The 21689-nt window shown below is 66.7% G+C and carries 21 protein-coding genes; 15 read left to right on the top strand and 6 right to left on the bottom strand.

What is annotated here, in order from left to right:
• The first annotated feature begins 28 nt into the window (after positions 1-28).
• The 5 genes from OG205_RS46080 to OG205_RS46100 all read left to right on the top strand — a co-directional run bounded on the left by OG205_RS46080 (position 29) and on the right by OG205_RS46100 (position 4938).
• Positions 29-1216, top strand: a complete 1188-nt coding sequence (locus tag OG205_RS46080; RefSeq protein WP_330274027.1) for a trans-sulfuration enzyme family protein — start codon at positions 29-31, stop codon at positions 1214-1216.
• Positions 1217-1354: 138 nt separating this feature from the next.
• On the top strand, positions 1355-2692 hold the full coding sequence (locus tag OG205_RS46085) for an amino acid permease (RefSeq protein WP_330278379.1): 1338 nt from the start codon (positions 1355-1357) through the stop codon (positions 2690-2692).
• An 81-nt stretch (positions 2693-2773) separates the two neighbouring features.
• The gene (gene pdxT, locus OG205_RS46090) at positions 2774-3406 is read left to right on the top strand and encodes a pyridoxal 5'-phosphate synthase glutaminase subunit PdxT (protein WP_330274028.1); all 633 of its coding nucleotides are present in this window, start codon (positions 2774-2776) and stop codon (positions 3404-3406) included.
• Positions 3403-4152, top strand: coding sequence for a YebC/PmpR family DNA-binding transcriptional regulator (locus OG205_RS46095; protein WP_330274029.1), 750 nt, complete (start codon positions 3403-3405; stop codon positions 4150-4152). The genes pdxT and OG205_RS46095 overlap by 4 nt, the downstream gene beginning before the upstream one ends.
• Positions 4153-4302: 150 nt before the next feature.
• Complete coding sequence (locus OG205_RS46100; RefSeq protein WP_330274030.1) at positions 4303-4938, top strand: hypothetical protein; 636 nt, start codon at positions 4303-4305, stop codon at positions 4936-4938.
• Between the two features lies 1 nt (position 4939).
• Here OG205_RS46100 and OG205_RS46105 read toward each other — a convergent pair whose 3' ends face one another.
• On the bottom strand, positions 4940-5107 hold the full coding sequence (locus OG205_RS46105; RefSeq protein WP_330274031.1) for a DUF397 domain-containing protein: 168 nt from the start codon (positions 5105-5107) through the stop codon (positions 4940-4942).
• Complete coding sequence (locus OG205_RS46110; protein ID WP_330274032.1) at positions 5104-5940, bottom strand: helix-turn-helix domain-containing protein; 837 nt, start codon at positions 5938-5940, stop codon at positions 5104-5106. The genes OG205_RS46105 and OG205_RS46110 overlap by 4 nt, the downstream gene beginning before the upstream one ends.
• A gap of 127 nt (positions 5941-6067) precedes the next feature.
• On the opposite strand from OG205_RS46110, the gene OG205_RS46115 reads away from it, so the two are divergent.
• Both OG205_RS46115 and OG205_RS46120 read left to right on the top strand, forming a co-directional pair.
• Positions 6068-6568 carry a DUF4262 domain-containing protein gene (locus tag OG205_RS46115; RefSeq protein WP_330274033.1) on the top strand — a complete coding sequence of 167 codons (501 nt, stop codon included), beginning with the start codon at positions 6068-6070 and terminating at the stop codon, positions 6566-6568.
• 44 nt (positions 6569-6612) lie between these two features.
• Positions 6613-7056: a GNAT family N-acetyltransferase gene (locus tag OG205_RS46120; protein WP_330274034.1), complete on the top strand. Its 444-nt coding sequence runs from the start codon at positions 6613-6615 to the stop codon at positions 7054-7056.
• A 158-nt stretch (positions 7057-7214) separates the two neighbouring features.
• Here the strand turns inward: OG205_RS46120 and OG205_RS46125 are convergent, their stop codons facing one another.
• Together OG205_RS46125 and OG205_RS46130 are read right to left on the bottom strand one after the other, a co-directional pair.
• The gene (locus OG205_RS46125) at positions 7215-7877 is read right to left on the bottom strand and encodes a glycoside hydrolase family 75 protein (protein WP_330274035.1); all 663 of its coding nucleotides are present in this window, start codon (positions 7875-7877) and stop codon (positions 7215-7217) included.
• An 85-nt stretch (positions 7878-7962) separates the two neighbouring features.
• Positions 7963-8526 (bottom strand): TIGR03086 family metal-binding protein, encoded by a 564-nt coding sequence (locus tag OG205_RS46130; protein WP_330274036.1) that lies wholly within the window; start codon positions 8524-8526, stop codon positions 7963-7965.
• 143 nt (positions 8527-8669) lie between these two features.
• Between OG205_RS46130 and OG205_RS46135 the strand changes: the two genes are divergently transcribed.
• Positions 8670-10145 (top strand): peptide MFS transporter, encoded by a 1476-nt coding sequence (locus tag OG205_RS46135; protein ID WP_442916709.1) that lies wholly within the window; start codon positions 8670-8672, stop codon positions 10143-10145.
• A gap of 164 nt (positions 10146-10309) precedes the next feature.
• On the opposite strand, the gene OG205_RS46140 is transcribed toward OG205_RS46135, so the two are convergent.
• Positions 10310-11593, bottom strand: coding sequence for a cytochrome P450 (locus OG205_RS46140; protein WP_330274038.1), 1284 nt, complete (start codon positions 11591-11593; stop codon positions 10310-10312).
• 31 nt (positions 11594-11624) lie between these two features.
• Complete coding sequence (locus OG205_RS46145) at positions 11625-12218, bottom strand: TetR/AcrR family transcriptional regulator (RefSeq protein ID WP_319979150.1); 594 nt, start codon at positions 12216-12218, stop codon at positions 11625-11627.
• Between the two features lie 154 nt (positions 12219-12372).
• Here OG205_RS46145 and OG205_RS46150 point away from each other — a divergent pair, with 154 nt between their 5' ends.
• The 7 genes from OG205_RS46150 to OG205_RS46180 all read left to right on the top strand — a co-directional run bounded on the left by OG205_RS46150 (position 12373) and on the right by OG205_RS46180 (position 21638).
• A complete protein-coding gene (locus OG205_RS46150) occupies positions 12373-12525 on the top strand; it encodes a hypothetical protein (protein ID WP_330274039.1) in 153 nt (50 codons plus the stop codon).
• Positions 12526-12728: 203 nt separating this feature from the next.
• Positions 12729-15641, top strand: a complete 2913-nt coding sequence (locus OG205_RS46155; RefSeq protein ID WP_330274040.1) for a PQQ-dependent sugar dehydrogenase — start codon at positions 12729-12731, stop codon at positions 15639-15641.
• 139 nt (positions 15642-15780) lie between these two features.
• Positions 15781-16980 carry a glutamate-cysteine ligase family protein gene (locus OG205_RS46160; RefSeq protein ID WP_330274041.1) on the top strand — a complete coding sequence of 400 codons (1200 nt, stop codon included), beginning with the start codon at positions 15781-15783 and terminating at the stop codon, positions 16978-16980.
• Positions 16981-17015: 35 nt separating this feature from the next.
• Positions 17016-18281, top strand: a complete 1266-nt coding sequence (egtB, locus tag OG205_RS46165) for an ergothioneine biosynthesis protein EgtB (RefSeq protein ID WP_330274042.1) — start codon at positions 17016-17018, stop codon at positions 18279-18281.
• A 4-nt stretch (positions 18282-18285) separates the two neighbouring features.
• Positions 18286-19011, top strand: a complete 726-nt coding sequence (gene egtC, locus OG205_RS46170) for an ergothioneine biosynthesis protein EgtC (protein ID WP_330274043.1) — start codon at positions 18286-18288, stop codon at positions 19009-19011.
• Positions 19008-19979, top strand: coding sequence for an L-histidine N(alpha)-methyltransferase (gene egtD, locus OG205_RS46175; RefSeq protein ID WP_330274044.1), 972 nt, complete (start codon positions 19008-19010; stop codon positions 19977-19979). The genes egtC and egtD overlap by 4 nt, the downstream gene beginning before the upstream one ends.
• 63 nt (positions 19980-20042) lie before the next feature.
• Positions 20043-21638, top strand: coding sequence for an alpha/beta hydrolase (locus tag OG205_RS46180; protein WP_330274045.1), 1596 nt, complete (start codon positions 20043-20045; stop codon positions 21636-21638).
• Positions 21639-21689 lie beyond the last annotated feature (51 nt).

The raw sequence follows: 21689 nt of genomic DNA on the forward strand, positions 1-21689 counted from the left end.
TGCCGATGAAGTCTCCACCATTCGGGCCATGACGCGCATCGAGACCATCGCAGTGCACGGCGGCCGCGACGACCTCGCGGAGCTCGGCGTGCACGCGCCTCCCATCGACCTGTCCACCACCTACCCCGTACCTGACCAGGCGCTCGGCGGGGAAGCACTGGGTGAGTGGGCCACCGGCGCCGCGCAGGCGGCCTCGCCCGTCTACGCGCGGCTGCACAACCCGACGGTGGCCCGTTTCGAACAGGCGCTCGCGGCTCTCGAGCACACCGAGACGTCCGTGGCGTTCGGCAGCGGCATGGCAGCGGTGACCGCCGTCGTCCAGGCCGCCTGCGTGATGGCGGGAAAACCGCACGTCGTAGCCGTGCGGCCGTTGTACGGCGGCACCGACCACCTGCTGTCGTCCGGTCTCCTGGGCGTCACGACCACGTACGTCGAAGCGGGCCTGGTGTCCTCCGCGATCCGGCCGGACACCGGGCTGATCGTGGTCGAGACCCCGGCCAACCCCAACCTCGACCTGGTCGACATCGAGCACGTCGTGCGCCAGTCGGGCGGCGTGCCGGTGATGGTGGACAACACCTTCGCGACGCCTGTGCTGCAGAACCCCTACCTGCACGGAGCCTCGTACGTGCTGCACTCCGGCACCAAGTACCTGGGCGGGCACGGCGACGTGCTCGGCGGCGTCGTGGCCTGCTCCGAGTCGCTCGCGGCGGCGTTGCGGCAGGTCAGGATCATCACGGGCGCGGTTCTGCACCCGTTGGGCGGCTACCTGCTGCACCGCGGGCTCGCGACTTTGCCGTTGCGCGTCGAGGCGGCGTCCCGTTCGGCCGCGGTGCTGGCTTCGCGACTCGGTTCGCACGACGCCGTGGAGTTCGTGCGCTACCCGTCCACGTCACGGCAGATGCGCGGGACCGGCGCCATGATCGCGTTCGGAGTGCACGGCGACCCCGTCGAGGTCGTGCGTCGTCTTCGGCTCATCACGCCGGCGGTGTCGTTGGGTTCGGTCGACACTCTTATCGAGCATCCCTCGGCTTTGACCCATCGCCTGGTACCCGGCGAAGAACTGCGTGCTTCTGGCGTTCCGGACAATTTGCTGCGCATTTCCGTCGGACTCGAGCACGTCGAAGACATTTGGGATGACCTAAACGCGGCTCTCTGTGACGTCGCTTACGTTAAGTCTTCCCCAGGTGATTACTTGGTGATGACCGCCACTCGCTAGGGTTCCCCGAATCAGCGCGTCGGGGCGCGGGAGGTTCCGACGCGAGCATTTTTCCGTTTCGGAAGGAACCTCCTCGTGAGTTCTGTGGAAACTGATGCGGACGGCTACACCAAGGCGCTGACCAAGCGTCAGGTGCAGATGATCGCAATCGGTGGCGCTATCGGTGTCGGCCTTTTCCTGGGTGCGGGAGGACGTCTCGCCACAGCGGGGCCGTCGCTGATCCTCGCGTACGCGGTGTGCGGCCTCGCGGCGTTCTTCGTCATGCGCGCGCTGGGCGAACTCGTCCTCCATCGCCCCGTGTCCGGCAGCTTCGTCGAGTACGCCCGCGAGTTCATCGGTCCGTGGGCCGGCTTCACCTCGGGCTGGCTCTACTGGCTGAACTGGGCGATGACAGGCATCGCCGAGATCACCGCCGTCGCGATCTACATGCACAAGTGGTTCCCCGACCTGCCGCAGTGGATCACCGCGCTGGTGGCTCTTGCCGTGCTGATCGCCATCAACATGTTGTCCGTCAAGCTGTTCGGTGAGCTGGAGTTCTGGTTCAGCGTCATCAAGGTGACCGCTATCGTCGTCTTCCTGGTGGTCGGCGTGGGCCTGGTCATCGGCAACGCGGACATCGGCGGCACCACGGCGTCGGTCTCGAACACCCTGGGCCACGGCGGCCTGTTCCCGGCAGGCTTCGGCATCGCCCTGATGACGTTGCAGGCGGTCGTGTTCGCGTACTCGGCCATCGAACTCGTCGGCATCGCCGCGGGCGAGACCAAGGACCCCGAGAAGATCATGCCGCGCGCCATCAACGGCGTCGTCTACCGCATCGCGATCTTCTACGTCGGTTCCGTGCTGCTGCTGACGATGTTGTTGCCGTGGGACCACTTCACCGGCACCGAATCCCCGTTCGTAACCGTGTTCTCGGCCCTGGGCATCCCGGCGGTCGGCGACATCATGAACGCCGTGGTGCTGACGGCCGCGTTGTCGTCCTGCAACTCCGGTCTCTACTCGACCGGGCGGATTCTGCGTTCGCTGGCGCAGAAGGGTGAGGCTCCGGCGATCACCGGTCGGATGAACTCCCGGCACGTGCCGTACGGCGGCATCCTGTTCACCGGTGTCGCGTACCTGTTCGGTGTTGTCCTGAACTACATGGTGCCCAAGGAGGCGTTCGACATCGCGATCGCGGTGGCCTCGCTGGGGGTGGTGTCCACTTGGGCCACTCTGATCATCTGCCAGTTGCGGTTGCGCAAGAAGGCGATGGCCGGGGAGATCGCTCGGCCTTCGTATCGGATGCCTGGGGCGCCGTATACCTCGTACGGGACCTTGGCGTTCCTTGCGCTGGTGATCGGGCAGATGGCGTTTGCCGGGACTGCGGAGAAGATCGCGTTCTGGTCGATCCCCGTGGTCGCTCTGATCTTGTTCCTCGGCTGGCGCTTCGTGAAGTCGCGTCAGCCGGTGGAACAGCGGGACCTCGTCACCATCGACTGACGTAGCCCGTTCAGGCCGCGAGCCGTCCCCTCACAAAGGGGGCGGCTCGCGGTCGTTCTGACCTCGAATATGCTGGTGAGCATGGTTGTCGCTGCCCCTCCCGTCATTGGCGTGCTCGCTCTCCAGGGCGACGTCCAGGAACACCTCGTGTCGCTCGCGAAGTGCGATGTCACCGCACGGCCCATCCGCAGGCCCGAGGAACTGGACGAGCTGGACGGGATCGTCATCCCCGGCGGCGAGTCGACGACCATGAGCAAGCTGCTCGACAACTTCGAGTTGCTCGAACCGCTCAAGGCGAAGATCAAGGCCGGGTTTCCGGCCTACGGGTCGTGCGCGGGCATGATTCTGCTGGCCAACGACGTGCTGGACGGGCGTGCGGACCAGCACCAGCTCGGCGGGCTGGACATCACGGTGCGCCGGAACGCGTTCGGACGGCAGATCGACTCGTTCGAGACCGACCTCGACCTCGCCGGTGAGAGTGTGCACGCGGTGTTCATCCGTGCGCCGTGGGTGGAGGCGGTTAGCGAGGGGGTCGAGGTTCTCGCTACGGTGCCCGTTACGGCTGAAGCGGGTGATGCCGCCGGTAGGATCGTCGCGGTCAGGCAGGGCAACGTGCTGGCCACGGCGTTTCATCCGGAGCTCACGGGGGATGAGCGCGTCCATCGCCTGTTCGTGGACATGGTTCGTGGTTTGACTGGTTCGGAGGAGAAATGAGCGGCCACTCCAAGTGGGCGACCACCAAGCACAAGAAGGCCGCCATTGACGCCAAGCGCGGCAAGCTCTTCGCGCGGCTGATCAAGAACATCGAGGTCGCGGCCCGCACCGGCGGTGGGGACCCGGACGGCAACCCGACGCTGTTCGACGCCATCCAGAAGGCCCGGAAGAACTCGGTGCCGCTGGACAACATCGAACGCGCCCGCAAGCGCGGTGGTGGTGAAGAGGCCGGCGGCGCCGACTGGCAGACCATCATGTACGAGGGCTACGGACCCAACGGTGTCGCGGTGCTCATCGAGTGCCTCACGGACAACCGCAACCGTGCCGCCACCGAGGTTCGCACGGCGATGACGCGCAACGGCGGTTCGATGGCCGACCCCGGTTCGGTGTCGTACATGTTCAGCCGCAAGGGTGTCGTGATCGTGCCGAAGGCGGAGACGTCCGAGGACGACGTGATGCTGGCGGTGCTCGAGGCCGGTGCCGAGGAGGTCAACGACCTGGGCGAGGCCTTCGAGGTCGTGTCCGAGGCCGGCGACCTGATCCCGGTCCGCAAGGCGCTGCAGGACGCGGGCATCGACTACGAGTCCGCCGAGTCGAGCTTCATGCCTTCGGTGTCGGTGCAGCTCGAGGTCGACGGCGCGAAGAAGATCTTCAAGCTCATCGACGCGCTGGAGGACTGCGACGACGTGCAGAACGTCTTCGCGAACTTCGACGTGTCGGACGAGGTCATGGCCGAGGTCGGCTGACGAGTCTCGAACGAACGCCGGTCACGCGATGTGCGTGGCCGGCGTTTTTTATTCGGTGGAAAGAATCGGGATTTTACCTGCGATTATCGGGACCGGTCCCATTGAGGGAAATCGTCGAAATCACGAAGGATTTGTGCGACCCTTCGTCGCGTGGGCGGTTGCTTTCTGGTCTTCTTGCTGAGTGTTGTCATCTATCTGCAGGTGGTGCTCTATGAGCACTTCTCGTCGGCGGGTGTCATGGGTGCCCTGGTCCGAGTCGCGGGTGTCGATGTCGGAGTCCTGCTTGCCATCGTTGTCGCCGCTTACGTCATTCGCTTTGCGCGCGTGCCACTGACCAAGCCCGAACTCGCTGACGCGAGCGACTACGGAAGCGACGTCGCCGGAAGAGGATTCGAGGAAACGGTCGACGTGCTCACCGCGGCCCGCCGGTCACTCGAGCCGACTCTGCTCAAGCACTTGGGACACACGAGGCTTCGCATCATCGGCGAACGTCTTGACCTGATCACGGTTTATGACACACGTCGCTATCTGCAGACGTCACGGGCTTCGCGGACCGATTTCACCTATACCGACGTGCCGTTCCAGGGGCACTCGACTGCTTGCACCTTCGGTGTCCGCTGGACGGTCGAAGTCGGCGGGTGGTGGTCCTGGGAGCCTTGGTCGAGTGAGATTCTGCTCGTGGTCGATTCCGCCGGCGAGGCCGTCCTGCAGTGCCCACCGAGCAAGCGCAGTTATCCCGCCACCGCAGCCGGATGGCGGGCCTTGGTCGCCGCGTACCGACTGTGATTCAGCGGGACTGAGCGGCCTTGACTGTGGTCAAGAACGCTGACCACGCGGCAGGGGAGAAGGGCAGGTAGGTCGACGGCGCCTTGCTGTCGCGGATGCCGACGCCGTGGCCGACCTCCACGCAGTTGTTGCCATCGCCGGTGTAGGTGCTCTTGCGCCACACGGTCATTGGAGGCCCTCCAAGATGCTGTTGATCACCGCCCTCGATTCTTCCTCATCCAGAGCAACGGCAGCGAGGTCCTTCAGGATGTTCTCGTAGGTCTCGACGGTCTCCTTGTCATCGAAGAACAGGCCGCACTTGACGCTCTCGATGTAGACGACCGGCGGGTACTTCGGGAACTTCATCAGCCGGAAGTCACCGGCCGCTCCCGCGTGCATGCCGACTGACCTCGGGACGATGCGGATGCTGATGTACTTCCGGACCGACAGGCGCAGCAGGTGGGCGAGCTGCTCGCGCCACACCTCCTCGCCGCCGACCGGAAGCAGCAACGCCTGCTCGTGCAGGTAGAAGGTGAAGGTCCGGCTGTATTCGAGAATCTCTGCTCGGTCTGCCCTCGCGGCGACCACTGCCGGGATCTTCTCCGCCGGTACCGTGCGCGCCTTGGCGGTGACGGCCGCGATGTAGTCGCGGATCTGGAGCAGGCCAGGCACGACGATCATCGACCAGTCGGTGATCTCGTTGGCTTCCTTCTCCTGGTTGATCAGAGTGCGAGCCTGGTCGGGCAGGCCGTCCTCGGGAATCTGCACGAAGTAGCTGCCGGACTCGCGGAACAGGTCGAGCAGGCGTTCGCGTTCGGCAAGCGGGACGCGGCAGTAGGCGAGCAGCGTGGCGACTTCCAACTCGTTCACGCCGCCCTTGCCGGCGAGCATGTCGGACAGTTTGGCCTCTTGCCAGCCGAGCACCTCGGCGAGCTGGCGCTGGGTCAGTCCGGTGCTCTCGATGGCGGCTCGGACGCCGTTGCCGAACTCGCGGCCCACCACGCTGGACGATCTCTTGGGCATGGACGGACGGTAGGGGCAGGGACCGCGAAACCTCTATCGTTTCGCGCCAAATCTGCCTGAAGGTGGGAGCGTTGGAACAGCTCCAAGCAGGCATAAGGCGCCGGAGGGGTGCCGTAGGCTGGGTGTCGTGCTTTCCGACGAAGACATCGAGCTGAGGGCCCGTCTGCTCTCCGCGGCCGACCGGTACGGCCACACCAACATCGTCGTGAACCCGGACGCCGAGGGGCCGGGTTACGTGTTCTCGGTGGGGGCTTGGCGCCGGTTCGGGGTGGCCGAGGCGGTGGTGATCGGGCTGCCGCAGGGCATGGGCGAGAACCTGGTCAACATGTACGTGAAGCGGGCCAGCGACGGCGAGCGATTCCAGCCGGGCAAGCTCTACGACGACTTCTTCGAGGGCGTGCCGATCACGTTCGAGCGGGTGTACAAGGGGTTCTACCCGGAGTTCTTCGGGAGCGCTTACCTGCTCTACGACGGGTCGGAGTTCGCGGCCCTGCAGATGATCGTGCCGACTCCGCAGGGGCAGTGGCCGTGGCAGCCCGATGCGCCGCAAGGGTTCCACGACCACCAGATCATCCTCACGGAGAGCGGTCTGCCGGAGAGCTGGACGCCAGGGGTCACCGGGCCGTGAACGTCCACATCGGACCCTTGAAGTCAGAGCACGCCGGTGAGGTGATGACGATCCAGCGTGCCGCGTACCTCCAGGAAGCCAGACGGTACGGCGCGTGGGACCTGCCGCCGCTGGTCGAGACCCTCGACGAGATCCGCGAGCACCTCGAAGACGGCACGCCCGCGCTCGGAGCGTTCGACGGGCAGCGGCTCGTCGGGTCGGTGCGCAGCCGCGTCGACGGCGAGCGGATGGAGGTCGCCCGGCTGTCCGTCGCGCCGGACGTCCAGGGCGCCGGGGCCGGGCGGAAGCTCCTCCAGGCGATCGGCGAGCACGCGCCGGAGGCGGTGAAGGTCGTCTGGCTGTTCACCGGGGCCGAGAGCGACGGGAACATCGCGTTCTACGAGAGCGCCGGGTTCGTCCGGGTCAGCGAGCACCTGGACGCCGTGGGCATCAGGTGCGTCACTCTGGAGCAGAGACCAAAACGTTGTCCGGAGGTCGTTGTCCGCTGAAAGCGCTTCGACACCGGACAACGAACACCCTGTACAAAAGCGGTGCGATCAACGGTCCGGGGGGAATCCGGGGATCGTGGCCGGGGGAGGAACGCCCCGCCCCGCAGGAGGCACAGGGGGATGCGGAGCGGGGCGTTTCGGAAAAGGAACCGGGAAATCTAGTTCTGGCTCAGGAACTGCTGTGCGAGTGACTCACCGAGTGAGGTGGCCTTCGCGTGGTCCTCGATCGGGGAGACCTTCGAGTTCTTGAAGTAGATGTAGTGCACCGGGCCGTCGGTGCCGCCGTTCTCCGGGTTCGGGTTGATGCCCAGGTTCACCGCGGACGCGTACGAGGCCTCACCGATGATCGCGGTCGGGCCCGTGTCGCCGACCACCGCGTAGTCGACCCGGCCGTTGTAGATGACGGCGACGACGCCACCGCCCTGGATGCCGAACTTGCGGTAGTCCCAGGTGCCGCTCGGCGAGGGCACCACGACGTACGGGAGCTTGTCCGCGACCAGCGGCTTTCCCTTCGAGTCGTGGAACGCGGTGTCGGGCTGGAACCACGGGTCGGTGCTCTCGCTGCACTTCGCGGTGCGCTGTCCGTCGCAGTCGACGTCCAGGTCGGCCTTGTACCAAACGGCGCCGTTCTTGCCGCAGACCGGGATGTTCGCGGATGTCTCGGAATCCGACCGGTACTTGCCGCTGGAGATCTGCGAGCACGACGTGAGCTTGGCCAGCAGTTGCGACGCGCTGGGGCCGGCGGCCTGGGCGGCGGGGGACGCGAAAAGAGAAGCCACGAGAGCGGACACGGCGAAAAGCCCTGGGGCGAGCTTGCGCATTGTTGCCTCTTTCGACAGGGAACTTTCCTGACTGAAAGCGGCGGCAGGCTTACTGTGCGCAATTCACGATATGCCCGTCAAGGGGCTAAGGCTTACGTCCCAGAAGTCCAATCAGTCGTGTTTGGTCGTCGGCGTCCGCGCCAACCGGAACGGGCGAATCGAACATCGACGAACCACTCCAGTCCTCGACGTTGCGTTCGACGTAGGACAGAACAGCCGACGCGAGATCGGGATCAATGCGTTCGTCCGCGCCGATCGAGCGCGCCAGATCCCAGGTGTGGACCGCGAGATCCGCGGTCATCTGCCAGCAGTACTCCTCGGCGTCCAGCGTCCCCGACGACACGTGCACGGGTTTCGCCAGCGCGTGCTTGCCCAGCCACGCCTCGCGCGCCGCCGCGGCCGCCACGACCCAGGACACGAGCGGGTCGTCGCCCAGGTTGTCGTGGTCGAAGCGGTCGCCGACCTGCTCCGCCGTGCAGCCGGCGAGCAGTTCCGGTGCCCAGAGCTGCTCGTAGACCAGGTGGCCGACGAGGTCTCTGACCGACCACTCCCGGCAGGGAGTGCCGAGCGACCACTGGTCAGGAGCGATCTCCCGGACCCGTCGGTCGAACTCCGTCATCGCCACGCCGTGCGCCTGGATCAAGTCCATCCCAGCAGTGCATCAAATCCTGGCCAACCGCGCATCCTGGCGTGAGAGTTGGGCCACTCGGACGCAACCCCGATTTCTAACCGTACGAGCGTTCGGCGTAATCTCGACCAGATCCGCCGTGACATCGTTGACACGAGAGGACGATGACTGTGAGCGCTCCAGGCGCCAGCATCTCCGCGCAGGACAAGGGATTCTTCGGGCACCCCCGAGGCCTGTCCACGCTGTTCTTCACCGAACTCTGGGAACGGTTCTCGTTCTACGGGATGAAGGCCATCCTCGGCCTCTACCTGTGGACAGCCGTGGCCGAGGGAGGTCTCGGCGTCGACAAGGCGCTCGCCCTGTCGGTCGTGGCCATCTACGGCACCGCGGTCTACATGTCCGGTGTCGCGGGCGGCTGGCTCGCCGACCGGGTGTGGGGCGGCCAGCGCTCGACGTTCTACGGCGGCGTGCTGATCATGTGCGGTCACATCGCACTGGCGCTGCCCATCGGGATCACGGGCGTGTACCTCGGCCTGATCTTCATCGTCTTCGGCACCGGCCTGCTCAAGCCGAACATCTCGACCGTCGTCGGCGGCCTCTACAGCCGTGACGACACGCGTCGTGACGCCGGCTTCACGGTCTTCTACATGGCGATCAACATCGGTGGCTTCGTCTCGCCGCTGATCACCGGCGCGCTCGCGGACGGCGTCGGCTTCCACGCCGGGTTCGCCGTCGCCGCGGTCGGCATGGCGGCGGGCCTGATCCAGTACCGGCTCGGCCGCAAGAACCTGCGCGGCTCGGCCGCCGTGGCGCCGAACCCGTTGCACCCGAACGAGAAGGGCCGTGTCTACGGCCTGATCGGTCTCATCGCGGTCGTGATCGGCGCGCTCGGCGTCCTCTCGTACGTGCTGGGTGACGTCGAGGGCGTCATCCTGATGATCAGCATCATGTCGATCGTCCTGCCGATCACGTACTTCACCGTGATGTACCGCAGCAAGAAGACGCTGCCGGAGGAGAAGCCGCGCGTCCTCGCGTACATCCCGCTGTTCGTCGCGGCGGCGATGTTCTGGCTGATCTTCGAGCAGAGCGCCTCGGTGATCGCCGAGTTCGCCGACTCGCACGTCGACAACCACGTGTTCGGCTGGGAGTTCCCGGTCGCCTGGTTCCAGTCGATCAACCCGATCATGATCATCGCGCTGGCGCCGGTGTTCGCGTGGCTGTGGCTCAAGCTCAAGGACCGCGCGCCGTCCACGCCTCGCAAGTTCTCGGGCGCTCTCGTGCTCGTCGGTCTGTCGTTCGTGCTCATGTACTTCGCGAGCAACTCGGCGGCCGACGGCAAGGTGACGCCGCTCTGGCTCGTGCTGATGTTCCTGATCATGACCTGCGGTGAGCTCATGCTGTCGCCGGTCGGCCTGTCGGTCACGACGAAGCTGGCGCCCAAGGCGTTCGCGTCGCAGACGATGAGCCTGTGGTTCCTCGCGGTCTCCGCCGGTACCGGTGTGGCCGCGCAGCTCGTGAAGTTCTACACGACGAGCCCCTCGGCGTACTTCTTCACGCTCGGTGGCGCGGCCGTGGTCCTCGGTGTCGCGCTCGCGGTGGCGGCTCCGGCGATCAAGAAGCTGATGGCGGGCGTCGAGTAAGTCGCTCTTGAAAGGCGAAAGGGAGGCCCGTCGCGGCGGCGGTGCGGCGGGTCTCCCTCTCGTCTACAAGGATGCACTACGCACATGGGTCATTGGGGCACGAACATTGCTCCAGGCGGGTGAAGTCGAGCACTCCCCGCAACAAATCTCGCCCCAGGTCAGCGCTACTTCACCGTCAGTGACCGACTGGTTTCGTTGGCGCGCACCGGAAGTCGCAACGCGCCGCGGATGAGCTTGGACCGCCGACGCGTCATTGGGCCGTCCGCGCCGAGGTTCGGGAAGCGCTTGAAGAGCTCGTGCAACGCGATCGAGCCCTCGATGCGGCTCAGTCCCGCGCCGATGCAGTAGTGGATGCCCGCGCTGAACGCGAGGTGCTCGCGTGCGTTGGACCGCGTCGGGTCGAACTTCAGCGGGTCGGTGAACACGCGTGGGTCGCGGTTCGCGGCGGCCAGCATCAGCATCACCGGCATGCCCTTGGGCAGTGACACCCCGGCCAGCTCCAGGCGTTCCTTCGGCCAGCGGATCGTGTACTGCACGGGTGGGTCGAGGCGCAGGACCTCCTCCACGAACCCCTCGGCGTACTCCGGGCTCTGGGACAGCGGCGCGATCGTGTGCGGGTTCTCGAACGCCTTCAGCACGCCGTTGCTGATCAGGTTCACCGTCGTCTCGAACCCGGCGAAGAGCAACAACCCCGTGGTGGCAACGAGATCCTCGCGGCTCAGGTCCTCGTGCTGGGTGACGAGGTGGCTGACGATGTCGTCCTTCGGGTTGCGGCGGCGCTCGTCCATCAGGCCGTCGATGAAGTCGTTGTACTCGATGATCGTGGCGTGCAGGTTCTTGAGCTGCTTGTGCGACCACACGCCGTCGAGCGTCTCCGCCAGCGAGCTTCCCCAGCGCGCGAAGACGTCCTTGTGGTCGTCCGGCACGCCCAGCAGGTCCGCGATGACCTGGATCGGCACCTGTGAGGCGAACTCGGAGACCACGTCGAACCGGTCGTCGAGGCGGTCGAGGTACTGGGTGACGATCTTCTGAATGGACTCGGTGCGGTCCTTCAGCGCACGCGGCGTGAAGAACGGCTGGACGAGCTTGCGCAGCCGGGTGTGCGTCGGCGGGTTCATCATCAGAAACGAGTCCTGCACCGGGTTGACGATCTTCTCGCCGTCCTTGACCAGCGTGATCGGCACCATCGACGCCTCGTCGAAGGTGGCGGTGATGAACCTGTTGTCCCGCAGCACGGAGTCGCAGATCTCGCGGCTCGGCGTGACGTAGGCGCCCATGCGGCTGCGCACCATGTCGCCCTTGGCGCGCACCTTCTCGTACATCGCGTACGGGTCGCGGTCCGGCGGCGAGGCCATGACACCGGCGTACGGGTCACCGAGCAGCGCGTAGCCGCGGACGAGCGTGCGCAGCGCGAAGAACTGAGTGGCTGTCTTCAGCGTGGACGGCATACGTCCACATTGAGCGGTACGCGAAGAACTCTCAAGAGTTGCGGCGGTGTCGCCGCACGGTTTCTTCCACCAGATCGAGTACCGGCTCCATGTCGTCCGCGGGCAGACCCATCGCGAGGTGGGAGACGAGGCCTTCGAGGACGAGCTCCAGGAAGCTGGTCAGCACCGTCACGTCGACGTCGTCGCGCAGGTTGCCGGCTTCGCGCTGCCGGATCAGGCGCTGACGGGTCGCGGCGGTGAGCTGTTCGCTGCGCTCGGCCCAGCGCGCCCGGAAATCCGGGTCCGTGCGGAGCCTGCGGGAGACTTCGAGGCGCGTGCCGAGCCAGTCGGCGGCGTGCTCCTCTGTCCGCTTCTCCGGCTCGTCGAGGAGGTCGCGCATGACCTGGACGAGGCCCTGTTCGGCCACCACGTCGGCCATGCGGAGCGCGTCGTCCTCGGCGAGTGCGAGGAAGAGCGACTCCTTGTCACGGAAGTGGTGGAAGATCGCGCCGCGAGAGAGTCCCGTTGCCTCTTCCAGACGGCGTACGGTGGCACCTTCGTAGCCGTGTCGCGCGAAACAGGAACGCGCGCCGTCGAGGATCTGACGGCGGCGGGCGTCGAGGTGGTCCTGACTGACCCTGGGCACCGGTAGATGGTCGCAGGGGGAGGGCGGGAAATCCAATCCGTACGTACGGATTGGACAGGTCCATCAGTGTGATCTTCCCGGCGGATCCCTTTCGTGTGGATCATCGGGCGGGCCTGCGCGAACGGGCAGGCTTCCGGCCATATCCTTCCGCGCCATGGACACGCAGGAGATCATCAAGCTGTCGGCGCTCGCTGAGCGCCTCGGGTGGCAGCGGCGTGAGTCCACAGGCGTCCACGTGATCGATCTGCTGCTCAGCCACTCGGTCACGGATCTCATCTCCGCGCTGGCCGAGAACCGGGATCGGTAACGGGATTCTGGTAAGCGCTTTCCCGCAGTTCCCGGAGGGGGTTGACTCCGGATGTCGCGGGTGGTGTGATCTGCGCGACAGTCAGGAAAGTTTCCTGTCTAAAACTGAATCCGCCGCCGCTCCGTCGTGATCCCCCTACCCGTCTTGTGGGAGGCACAACAGTGGCACCGAGTAGAAGCCGGGCGTTTCGCACGTTCGGCGCGATGGGTGTTGCCTGCACAACAGCCATCGCGGTGATGTCGGTACCGGAGTCGGCCCTCGCGGCGCCGGTGCGGTACGAAGCGGAGAGCGCGACGATCTCGCAGGGCGTGGTGGAGTCGAACCACGCCGGGTTCTCCGGAACCGGGTTCGTCAACGTCGACAACGTGGCCGGGAGCTCGGTCGAGTTCACCGTGAACGCCTCGAAGGCGGGCCAGGCGAAGCTGGTCTTCCGCTACGCCAACGGAACCGCGGACAACCGGCCGGTCGACGTGAGCGTCAACGGCGGTCTCGCCGTCGACGAGCGCGCCTTCGCGGGCACGGGTGCGTGGACGACGTGGGTGTCGGCCGAGGACACCGTGAACCTGAACGCGGGCGAGAACAAGATCAAGCTCACGTCCACCGGTGCCACCGGCGGCCCGAACCTCGACTACGTGGAGGTCGAGGAGATCGCCAACGTTCCCGCCCTGGAGCAGGAGGCGGAGAACGCGACGATCTCGCAGGGCGTCGTGGAGTCCAACCACGCCGGGTTCTCCGGCACGGGCTTCGTCAACTACGACAACGTGATCGGCTCGTCCGTCGAGTACACGATCAACGCAGACTCCGGTGGCGAGCACGAACTCACGTTCCGCTACGCCAACGGAACGACGGTCGACCGCCCGACTTCGGTGACGGTGGACGGCGCTGGTGCGCAGACCGTGTCGTTCCCCGGCACGGGCGCATGGACGACGTGGCAGACGCGGACCCTGAAGGTCACGCTGCACGCCGGTTCCAACAAGATCAAGGCGACCGCGACGACCGCGAACGGCGGCCCGAACGCGGACAAGCTGACCGCGGTGCTGACCGGTCCCGCGGACAACGAGGCGCCGACGCCGCCGCGCAACCTGCAGTTCGTGAGCTCCACCCACAACTCGGTGTCGCTGAGGTGGGAGGCGGCCACCGACAACGTGGGCGTCACCGGCTACGACATCTACCAGCACGGACAGCTCGTCACGAGCGTCGGCAACGTGCTGGAGGGCACCGCGACCGGCCTGCGCGCCGACACCCTCTACGACTGGACGGTGTTCGCGAAGGACCGGGCGGGCAACGTCTCGCAGGCCTCGAACAACGTGCCGGGCCGCACGCAGCCCGCGCCGCCGGACGGCCAGGCGCCGACCACGCCTTCGGCTTTGCGTTCGACCGGCACCACGTCGACCAGCGTGTCCATCGCGTGGGGCGCCTCGACGGACAACGTGGCCGTCACCGGCTACGAGATCCACTTCGACGGAGCTCTCAAGCAGACCGCGGACGGGTCGGCCACCTCCGCGACCGTCGCGGGCCTGGTCAACGGCCAGACGTACCTGGTGAAGGTGCGGGCGAAGGACGCGGCGGGCAACTTCTCGGCGTTCTCGAACGAGATCTCCGTCAAGCCCGGCGCGGGCGGTGGCACAGGCGTGCCGAACCCCGGCGCCGTCACGCAGATCGCCAGTGGCGTCGACGTGGCGTGGGGCCTCGGGTTCCTGCCCGACGGCTCGGCGCTGGTGACCGAGCGCGAGACGTTCAACGTCCTGCGGATCACCGAGGGCGGCACCAAGACCGTCGTCGGCAAGGTGCCCGGCGCGGTCGGCACCAACGGTGAGGGCGGCGCGCTCGGCATCGAGGTCTCGCCGAACTTCGCCTCCGACCGTTTCGTGTACGTCTACCACACCTACGCCGACGGAAACCGCCTGGTCAGGGCGCAGTTCGACGGTTCCGCACTGTCCGGCTGGACGACGCTGCTGAGCGGGGTGCCGAAGAACCGCTACCACAACGGCGGGCGCCTGCGGTTCAGCCCGGACGGCCGGTACCTGTTCGTCTCGACCGGTGACGCGCAGAACGGCAACAACGCGCAGAACCTCAACACCAACGCCGGCAAGATCCTGCGGCTCAACCCGGACGGCTCCATCCCGTCCGACAACCCGTTCCCCGGCAAGGCGATCTGGAGCTACGGCCACCGCAACGTGCAGGGCCTCGACTTCGACTCGCAGGGCCGCCTGTGGGCCTCGGAGTTCGGCAACTCGCAGCAGGACGAGGTCAACCTGATCACCAAGGGCGGCAACTACGGCTGGGAGCCCTGCGAGGGCACGATCGGCAACTGCGCCGGTACCATCGCGCCGAAGAAGACCTGGTCGACCTCGCAGGCCTCACCCAGCGGCCTGACGATCATCAACGACTACGTCTTCGTCGCCACCACCGTCGGCCAGCGCATCTACCGGATGCGCATCGACGCCAACGGCAACCTCGTCGACCAGCAGATCTACTTCCAGGGCACCTACAACCGCCTGCGCACGGTCGAGGTGGACCGCGACGGCGACATCTGGCTGACGACCACGACCGACAAGGACGGCTCGGCCGGCAACGACCGCGTCCTGCACATCGACATCGTCTACGAAGGCGGTGGCGGCGGTGGTTTCAAGCTGACGTCCTCGGCGTTCGCGGACGACGCGATGATCCCGGCCAAGCACACCTGCGCCGGTGACGGCGTCCCCGGACAGGACCCGTCGCCGCCGTTCGCGTGGGGTGAGTCGTCCGGTGCTCAGGCCTACGCGATCGTGTTCGCGGACCGCGTGAACTCCGGCAACAAGCTGCATTGGGCGATCTGGGACATTCCGGGCTCCGCCCGGTCGTTGCCGGAGAACCTCGGGTCCGGGTTCAACGTGCCCAACCAGGGTGCGGCGAAGCAGAAGGCGATGGAGTCCGGGGCCAACTCGCTGAAGTACTTCGGGCCCTGTCCCGGTGGCTCCACCAACCCGTACACGTTCACGTTGTACGCGTTGAACACCGCGACTGTTCCCGGGATCACTTCCGGTTCTTCGATGGCGCAGATCGAGACGGCCATCAAGAACGCGTCAACCGCCAACACGGTGCTGCGCGGCCGTTCCAACGCCCGGCGCTCGTAGCTCCACCAGGTGAGACGGGTGCCCGTACGCACGCGTGCGTACGGGCACTTCACTTGTTTCGTAAGGATTCGAGAGCTGCAACTGTCAGACCCCGCGTGTAGCGTCGAACGGGCCAGACGATCACGGGGAGTGTGGCAGCGTGACTGCGTTGCGTAACAAACGGGCGCCGGCGAGGTTCGCCGACCGCGCCGAGGCCGAGGCTTACGTGGCCTCGGTCTGCTTCAAGCACGGGCCTCCGAGGCTGTTCGGCGTGGAGCTCGAATGGATCGTGCACCACGCCGGAGATCCGGCTCAGAAGCTCGACAGGCACAGGCTGGCGGCAGCTCTCGGGGAGCACGCGCCGCCGACACTCGTTCCGGACAGCCCCCAGCGGCCGCTTCCCAGCGGCACCCCTTTGACCGTCGAACCGGGCGGGCAGGTCGAGATCTCCACACCTCCCTGCACCAGCCTCCCGGACCTCTTCCAGACGGTCTCCCAGGACATCTCCCACCTCACCGCCATGCTGGCCGACCACGGTCTCGTGCTCGGCGAACGAGGCTCTGACCTGCATCGCAGACCTACGCGCATGCTTCAGGTGCCTCGGTACGCCGCGATGGAGCACGCGTTCGGCGCGCTCGGTCAAGACGGCATCTCGATGATGTGCAACACCGCGGGTCTTCAGGTGTGCCTCGACTTCGGCGAGCAGAAGTACCTGCAGGACCGGTGGGCGGCCGTGCACCAGCTCGGGCCGGTGATGATCGCGTTGTTCGCGAACTCGCCGAGCATCGGCGGGATGCACGAAGGCTGGGCGTCGGCACGCATGCGGACGCTCTACGGCTGCGATCCCGTGCGCACCAGACCCAGTGCTGTGTGTGCCGATCCGGCCCAGGCCTATGCGCGAAGAGTCGTGGACACACCCGTCATCGTGGTGCGCGGTCCCGGTCCTAGTTGGATTCCGCCGCGGCCCATGACGTTTGCCGACTGGATAAACGGGGCACACGATCGGGTCCCTACCAGCGACGACCTCGATTACCACATGTCGTTGATGTTCCCGCCGGTCCGGCCGCGCGGGTACATCGAGATCAGATACCTCGACACGCCCGCGCCTGGCGGGTGGATCGCGCCGAGTGCGCTGCTCGTCGCGCTGTTCAGCGACCCGTCCGTTGTGGACGGTGTGCTGGCGGCGACGGAACGGGCCGCCGGGCGGTGGCTCACCGCCGCACGGCACGGGATGGCGGACGAACGCGTCGCCAAGGCCGCGAGAGACGTTGTCGCGCTGGGCATCGAGGCGTTGCCCCGCACCGGACTCTCCGACGAACAGATCAGCACCATCAGCCGGGAGCTTGAGGGGAAGCTGTGACCCGCCAAATTGATGCAGATGGCCTCCGCGAGACAGTGGCGGAGGAACTGTCGCGCTCGCGCGCGCGTTCCACCGCCCTGACCGACGCCGTCGACGAGCACGATCTCGTCCGGCAGCACTCGAAACTGATGTCGCCGCTGGTCTGGGACCTGGCGCACATCGGCAACCAGGAAGAGCTGTGGCTCGTTCGCGACGTCGGCGGACGCGAACCGGTGCGCAGCGACATCGACGAGTACTACGACGCGTTCAAGTTCTCCCGAAGCGTGCGGCCCGAGTTGCCGCTGCTCAACCCGCGTGAGGCCCGCCAGTACGTCGGCGACGTGCGCGGCAAGGTGTTCGACGTGCTGGAGAAGGTGCCGTTGCAGGGCAGCCGGCTCGTCGAGAACGCCTTCGCGTTCGGCATGATCGTGCAGCACGAGCAGCAACACGACGAGACAATGCTGGCCACGCACCAGTTGCGCACCGGCGAACCGGTGTTGCACGCACCTTTGCCGCCTGCTGGAACCCTGGTTCCTCTAACGGAAGTGTTCATTCCGGGCGGACCGTTCGAAATGGGCACTTCGGACGAACCGTGGGCGCTCGACAACGAACGCCCCGCGCACGCCGTCCACGTCGACTCGTTCTTCATCGACACCACACCGGTCACGAACGGCGAGTACGCCGAGTTCATCCTGGCCGGCGGGTACGACGACCGTCGCCTGTGGACGGACGAGGGCTGGGAACACCGGACGAAGGCCAAGCTGGTCGCGCCGAGGTTCTGGCAGCGCGAGGAGAACTCGTTCGTGCGCACCGCGTTCGGCGTGACCGAGCCGATCGTGCCGGACGAACCCGTTGTGCACGTGTGCTTCCACGAGGCACAGGCCTACGCGAGGTGGGCTCACAAGCGCCTGCCTACCGAGGCCGAGTGGGAGAAGGCGGCCCGGTTCGACACGGCGACCGGAAAGACCCGGCGTTACCCGTGGGGCGACGAGGAACCGACCGAAGCCCACGCGAACCTCAACCAGCGACACCTGCGCCCGGCCCCGGTCGGCGCCTACCCGGCGGGGGCGTCGCCCAGCGGCGTGCACCAGCTGATCGGTGACGTCTGGGAGTGGACCTCCAGCGACTTCGGGCCGTACCCGGGCTTCGAGGTGTTCCCGTACAAGGAGTACTCCGAGGTCTTCTTCGGACCGGACTACAAGGTGCTGCGCGGCGGCTCGTTCGGCACCGACAAGTCGGCGGTCCGCTCGACGTTCCGCAACTGGGACTACCCGATCAGAAGGCAGATCTTCTCCGGCTTCCGCTGCGCCAGGGACGCCTGACCCGATGTGCCGCCATCTGGCTTACCTGGGCACCGCCGTGCCCATCGGCAGCCTGCTCTTCGACGCACCGCACTCGTTGGAGCACCAGTCGTACGCACCGGCCGACATGAGGGCCGGGGGAACCGTCAACGTCGACGGCTACGGCGTCGGCTGGTTCCCCGGCCCGGTGCGGTACCGGCGCGCCGGAACGCTGTGGAGCGACGCGAACCTGCGTCAACTGGCGGGTGCTGAATCGACGGCCTTCCTGGCCGCGGTCAGGTCGGCGACAACGGGCATGCCGGTCACCGACGCGGCCTGCGCGCCGTTCACCGACGGCACGTGGTTGTTCAGCCACAACGGACGCGTCGACGGCTGGCCGCACACCGTGGCGGGGCTGGCGAAGACGCTCGACGTGACCGACGTGCTCACGATGGACGCGCCGACCGACTCCGCGCTGCTGTGGACGGTCCTCAGACGTCGTCTGGAGGCAGGGAAGAACCCGGCCCAGACGCTCGTTGAACTCGTGCGGGAGGTCGCGGACGTGGCACCGAAGTCGCGCCTGAACTTCTTGCTGACCAACGGAAAAGTGCTCGTGGGGACAACGTGGACACACGCCCTGTGGGTGCTGCAGAAAGGCGAGGGCGTGACACTCGCGTCCGAGCCGCTCGACGACGACCCGGGCTGGCGGGAGATCCCCGACCGGCACGTGGTCACCGCCGATCCATCCACTGTGGAGGTTCGACCGATATGACCGAGCCGGTGCTGGACGTTCATCTCAAGCCGGAGGACGCCGCACACGCGCTACGTGCCGACGTGCGGGCCGGACTGACCGCGGACCCGAAGTGGGTCTCGCCGAAGTGGTTCTACGACGCCGTCGGCAGCGCGTTGTTCGAGGACATCACCCGACTGCCCGAGTACTACCCGACCCGTGCCGAACGAGAGGTGCTCGCCGAGCGCGCGGGCGAGATCGCGGCGACGACGGGCGCGCATTCGCTGGTGGAGCTGGGTTCCGGCTCGTCGGAGAAGACGCGGCTGCTGCTCAGCGCACTGAGGGAGCACGGAACGCTCAAGGAGTTCGTGCCGCAGGACGTGTCGGTGTCCGCGCTGACCGAGGCCGCGCACGCGATCATCGCGGACTACCCGGGCCTGCGCGTGCACGGCGTGGTCGGTGACTTCACGCAGCATTTGAGCTTGCTTCCAGGTGAATCGCCGCGCGTGGTGGCGTTCCTGGGCGGCACGATCGGGAACCTGATCCCGGAGGAACGGGAGAAGTTCCTCCGCACGGTCCGCGACGTGCTGGAGCCGGGGGAGTGGCTGCTGCTCGGCACGGACCTCGTGAAGGATCCGGGCACGCTGGTGCGCGCGTACGACGACGCGCAGGGCGTCACGGCGGAGTTCAACCGCAACGTGCTGAACGTGCTCAACCGCGAGGTCGGCGGAGACTTCGACGTCGAGGCGTTCGAGCACGTGGCGTTGTGGAACGCCGAGCAGGAATGGATCGAGATGCGCCTGCGGGCCAAGCGGGCCATGCGGGTGACGATCGCCGAGCTCGGCCTGACCGTCGAGTTCCGCGAGGGCGAGGAGCTGCGGACCGAGGTGTCGGCCAAGTTCCGCGAGGACGGCGTGAAGCAGGAACTGGCGGACGGCGGCTTCTCGCTGCACCGGTGGTGGACCGATTCGGAGGGCAGGTTCGCGGTCTCGCTGGCCCAAGCGGTGTAACCCAGGCCACAACCCGACGATAGGCGGGTTCACGCGGTGCGCGCTCAGTGATGGGCTGCATCGATGACTCCTGCATCAACGCGTGCCGTGCGCGTGGCGCTCGCCAGTGCGCTCGCGCTCGGTACCGTCATCACCGGCCTGGGCAGCGCGTCAGCCCAGCCCGAAGCCGCCTCCACCGTGAGACCCGCCGCGTGGGGGCCGTGCGCGGCGGACGTGCTCGCCGAGATCCCCGCCGCCGAACGCACCAAGGTCAGCTGTGCGATCCAGGCGGTGCCCGTCGACCACTCGCGGCCGCGCGGGGACTCGACCGGCGTCATCATGATGAAGCGCCCCGCCGGCGACCCGGCGAAGAAGATCGGCTCGCTGTTCATCAACCCCGGTGGTCCCGGTGGCGCCGGCCTGATCTACAGCGCGTACGGCTCCAGTTTCTTCACGCCGGAGATCCTGGAGAAGTTCGACCTCATCGGCTTCGACCCGCGCGGTGTGGGCCGCAGTGCGCCGCTGCGCTGCTTCCGCACCCAGGAGGAGGCCGACGCGGTGAACGTCGGCTGGTACGCGTTGCCGATCACCAAGGACGAGATCGCGAGCTCGATCCGGCAGTCCAAGGCCTACACGGACTACTGCAAGATCAACGCCGGTCCGCTGCTCAACCACATGTCGACCGAGGCCGTCGCGCGCGACCTCGACGTGATGCGCGAAGCCGTGGGGGACAGGCAGCTCACGTACGTCGGCTTCTCGTACGGCACGTTGCTCGGCGCGACCTACGCGAACATCTTCCCGCAGAAGTCGCGTGCTCTGGTTCTGGACGGCAACGTCGACCCGCAGCTGCGTCTGACCAACGGCGCGCAGTACGACCGTGAGCGTGCTCGTGGCTTCGAGATCGCGCTCGACGCGATGCTGAAGCGTTGCGACTCCGTCGGTGTCGAGAAGTGCGCGTTCGCCGGGGGTGCCCGCAAGAAGTTCGACAACATCCGCGAGTCGCTGCGCAAGGCGCCCACGACGTTGCCTAACGGCACGCAGGTGACGCTGACCGACGTCGTCGGCCGCACGTCGAGCAACCTGTACAGCCCGACGACGTTCAAGGCCCTGACCGCGTGGCTGCAGTCGATCCACGTGGCCCAGAACCCCTCTGCTTTGGGTGTTCAGTCCGTTGTGGACGTTCCCGCGATGCTGAACAACCTGGGCGGCAAGGCCGACGTGCGGGTGCTGCCGGAGACGCCGTACACGAGCGACGACTCGTACTACGCCGTCAACTGCATCGACAAGCCGTTCTCCCGCACCAACCGCAACTGGGCCACCACCGCGGCCAAGTGGGAGAAGGAGTCGCCCACCTTCGGCCGCTACCAGGCCGCGTCCGACCTGCTCACGTGCCCGACGTGGCCGACGCGCAACCCGGACCGCTGGATCGGCCCGTGGAACCGCCACACCAAGAACCCGATCGTCGTGGTGGGCAACTACTACGACCCGGCGACGCAGTACCTGTTCTCGCAGCGCATGGCCAAGCAGCTCGGCAACGCGCGCCTGATCAGCGTCGACGCGTTCGGGCACTGCATCCTCGGTGACTCGGCCGGCGCCGACGCGGCGGTGACGAGGTACCTCGTAGACCTCACCGCGCCTGCCAACGGCCAGGTCTTCCAGCCGAACGCGCAGCCGTTCTGATTTCTCGTGGGTGCGCCGCCTGTCGTCGGGACACAACCCGACGATAGGCGG

It is taken from the genome of Lentzea sp. NBC_00516, assembly GCF_036346835.1.
Taxonomy (GTDB): Bacteria; Actinomycetota; Actinomycetes; order Mycobacteriales; family Pseudonocardiaceae; genus Lentzea; species Lentzea sokolovensis.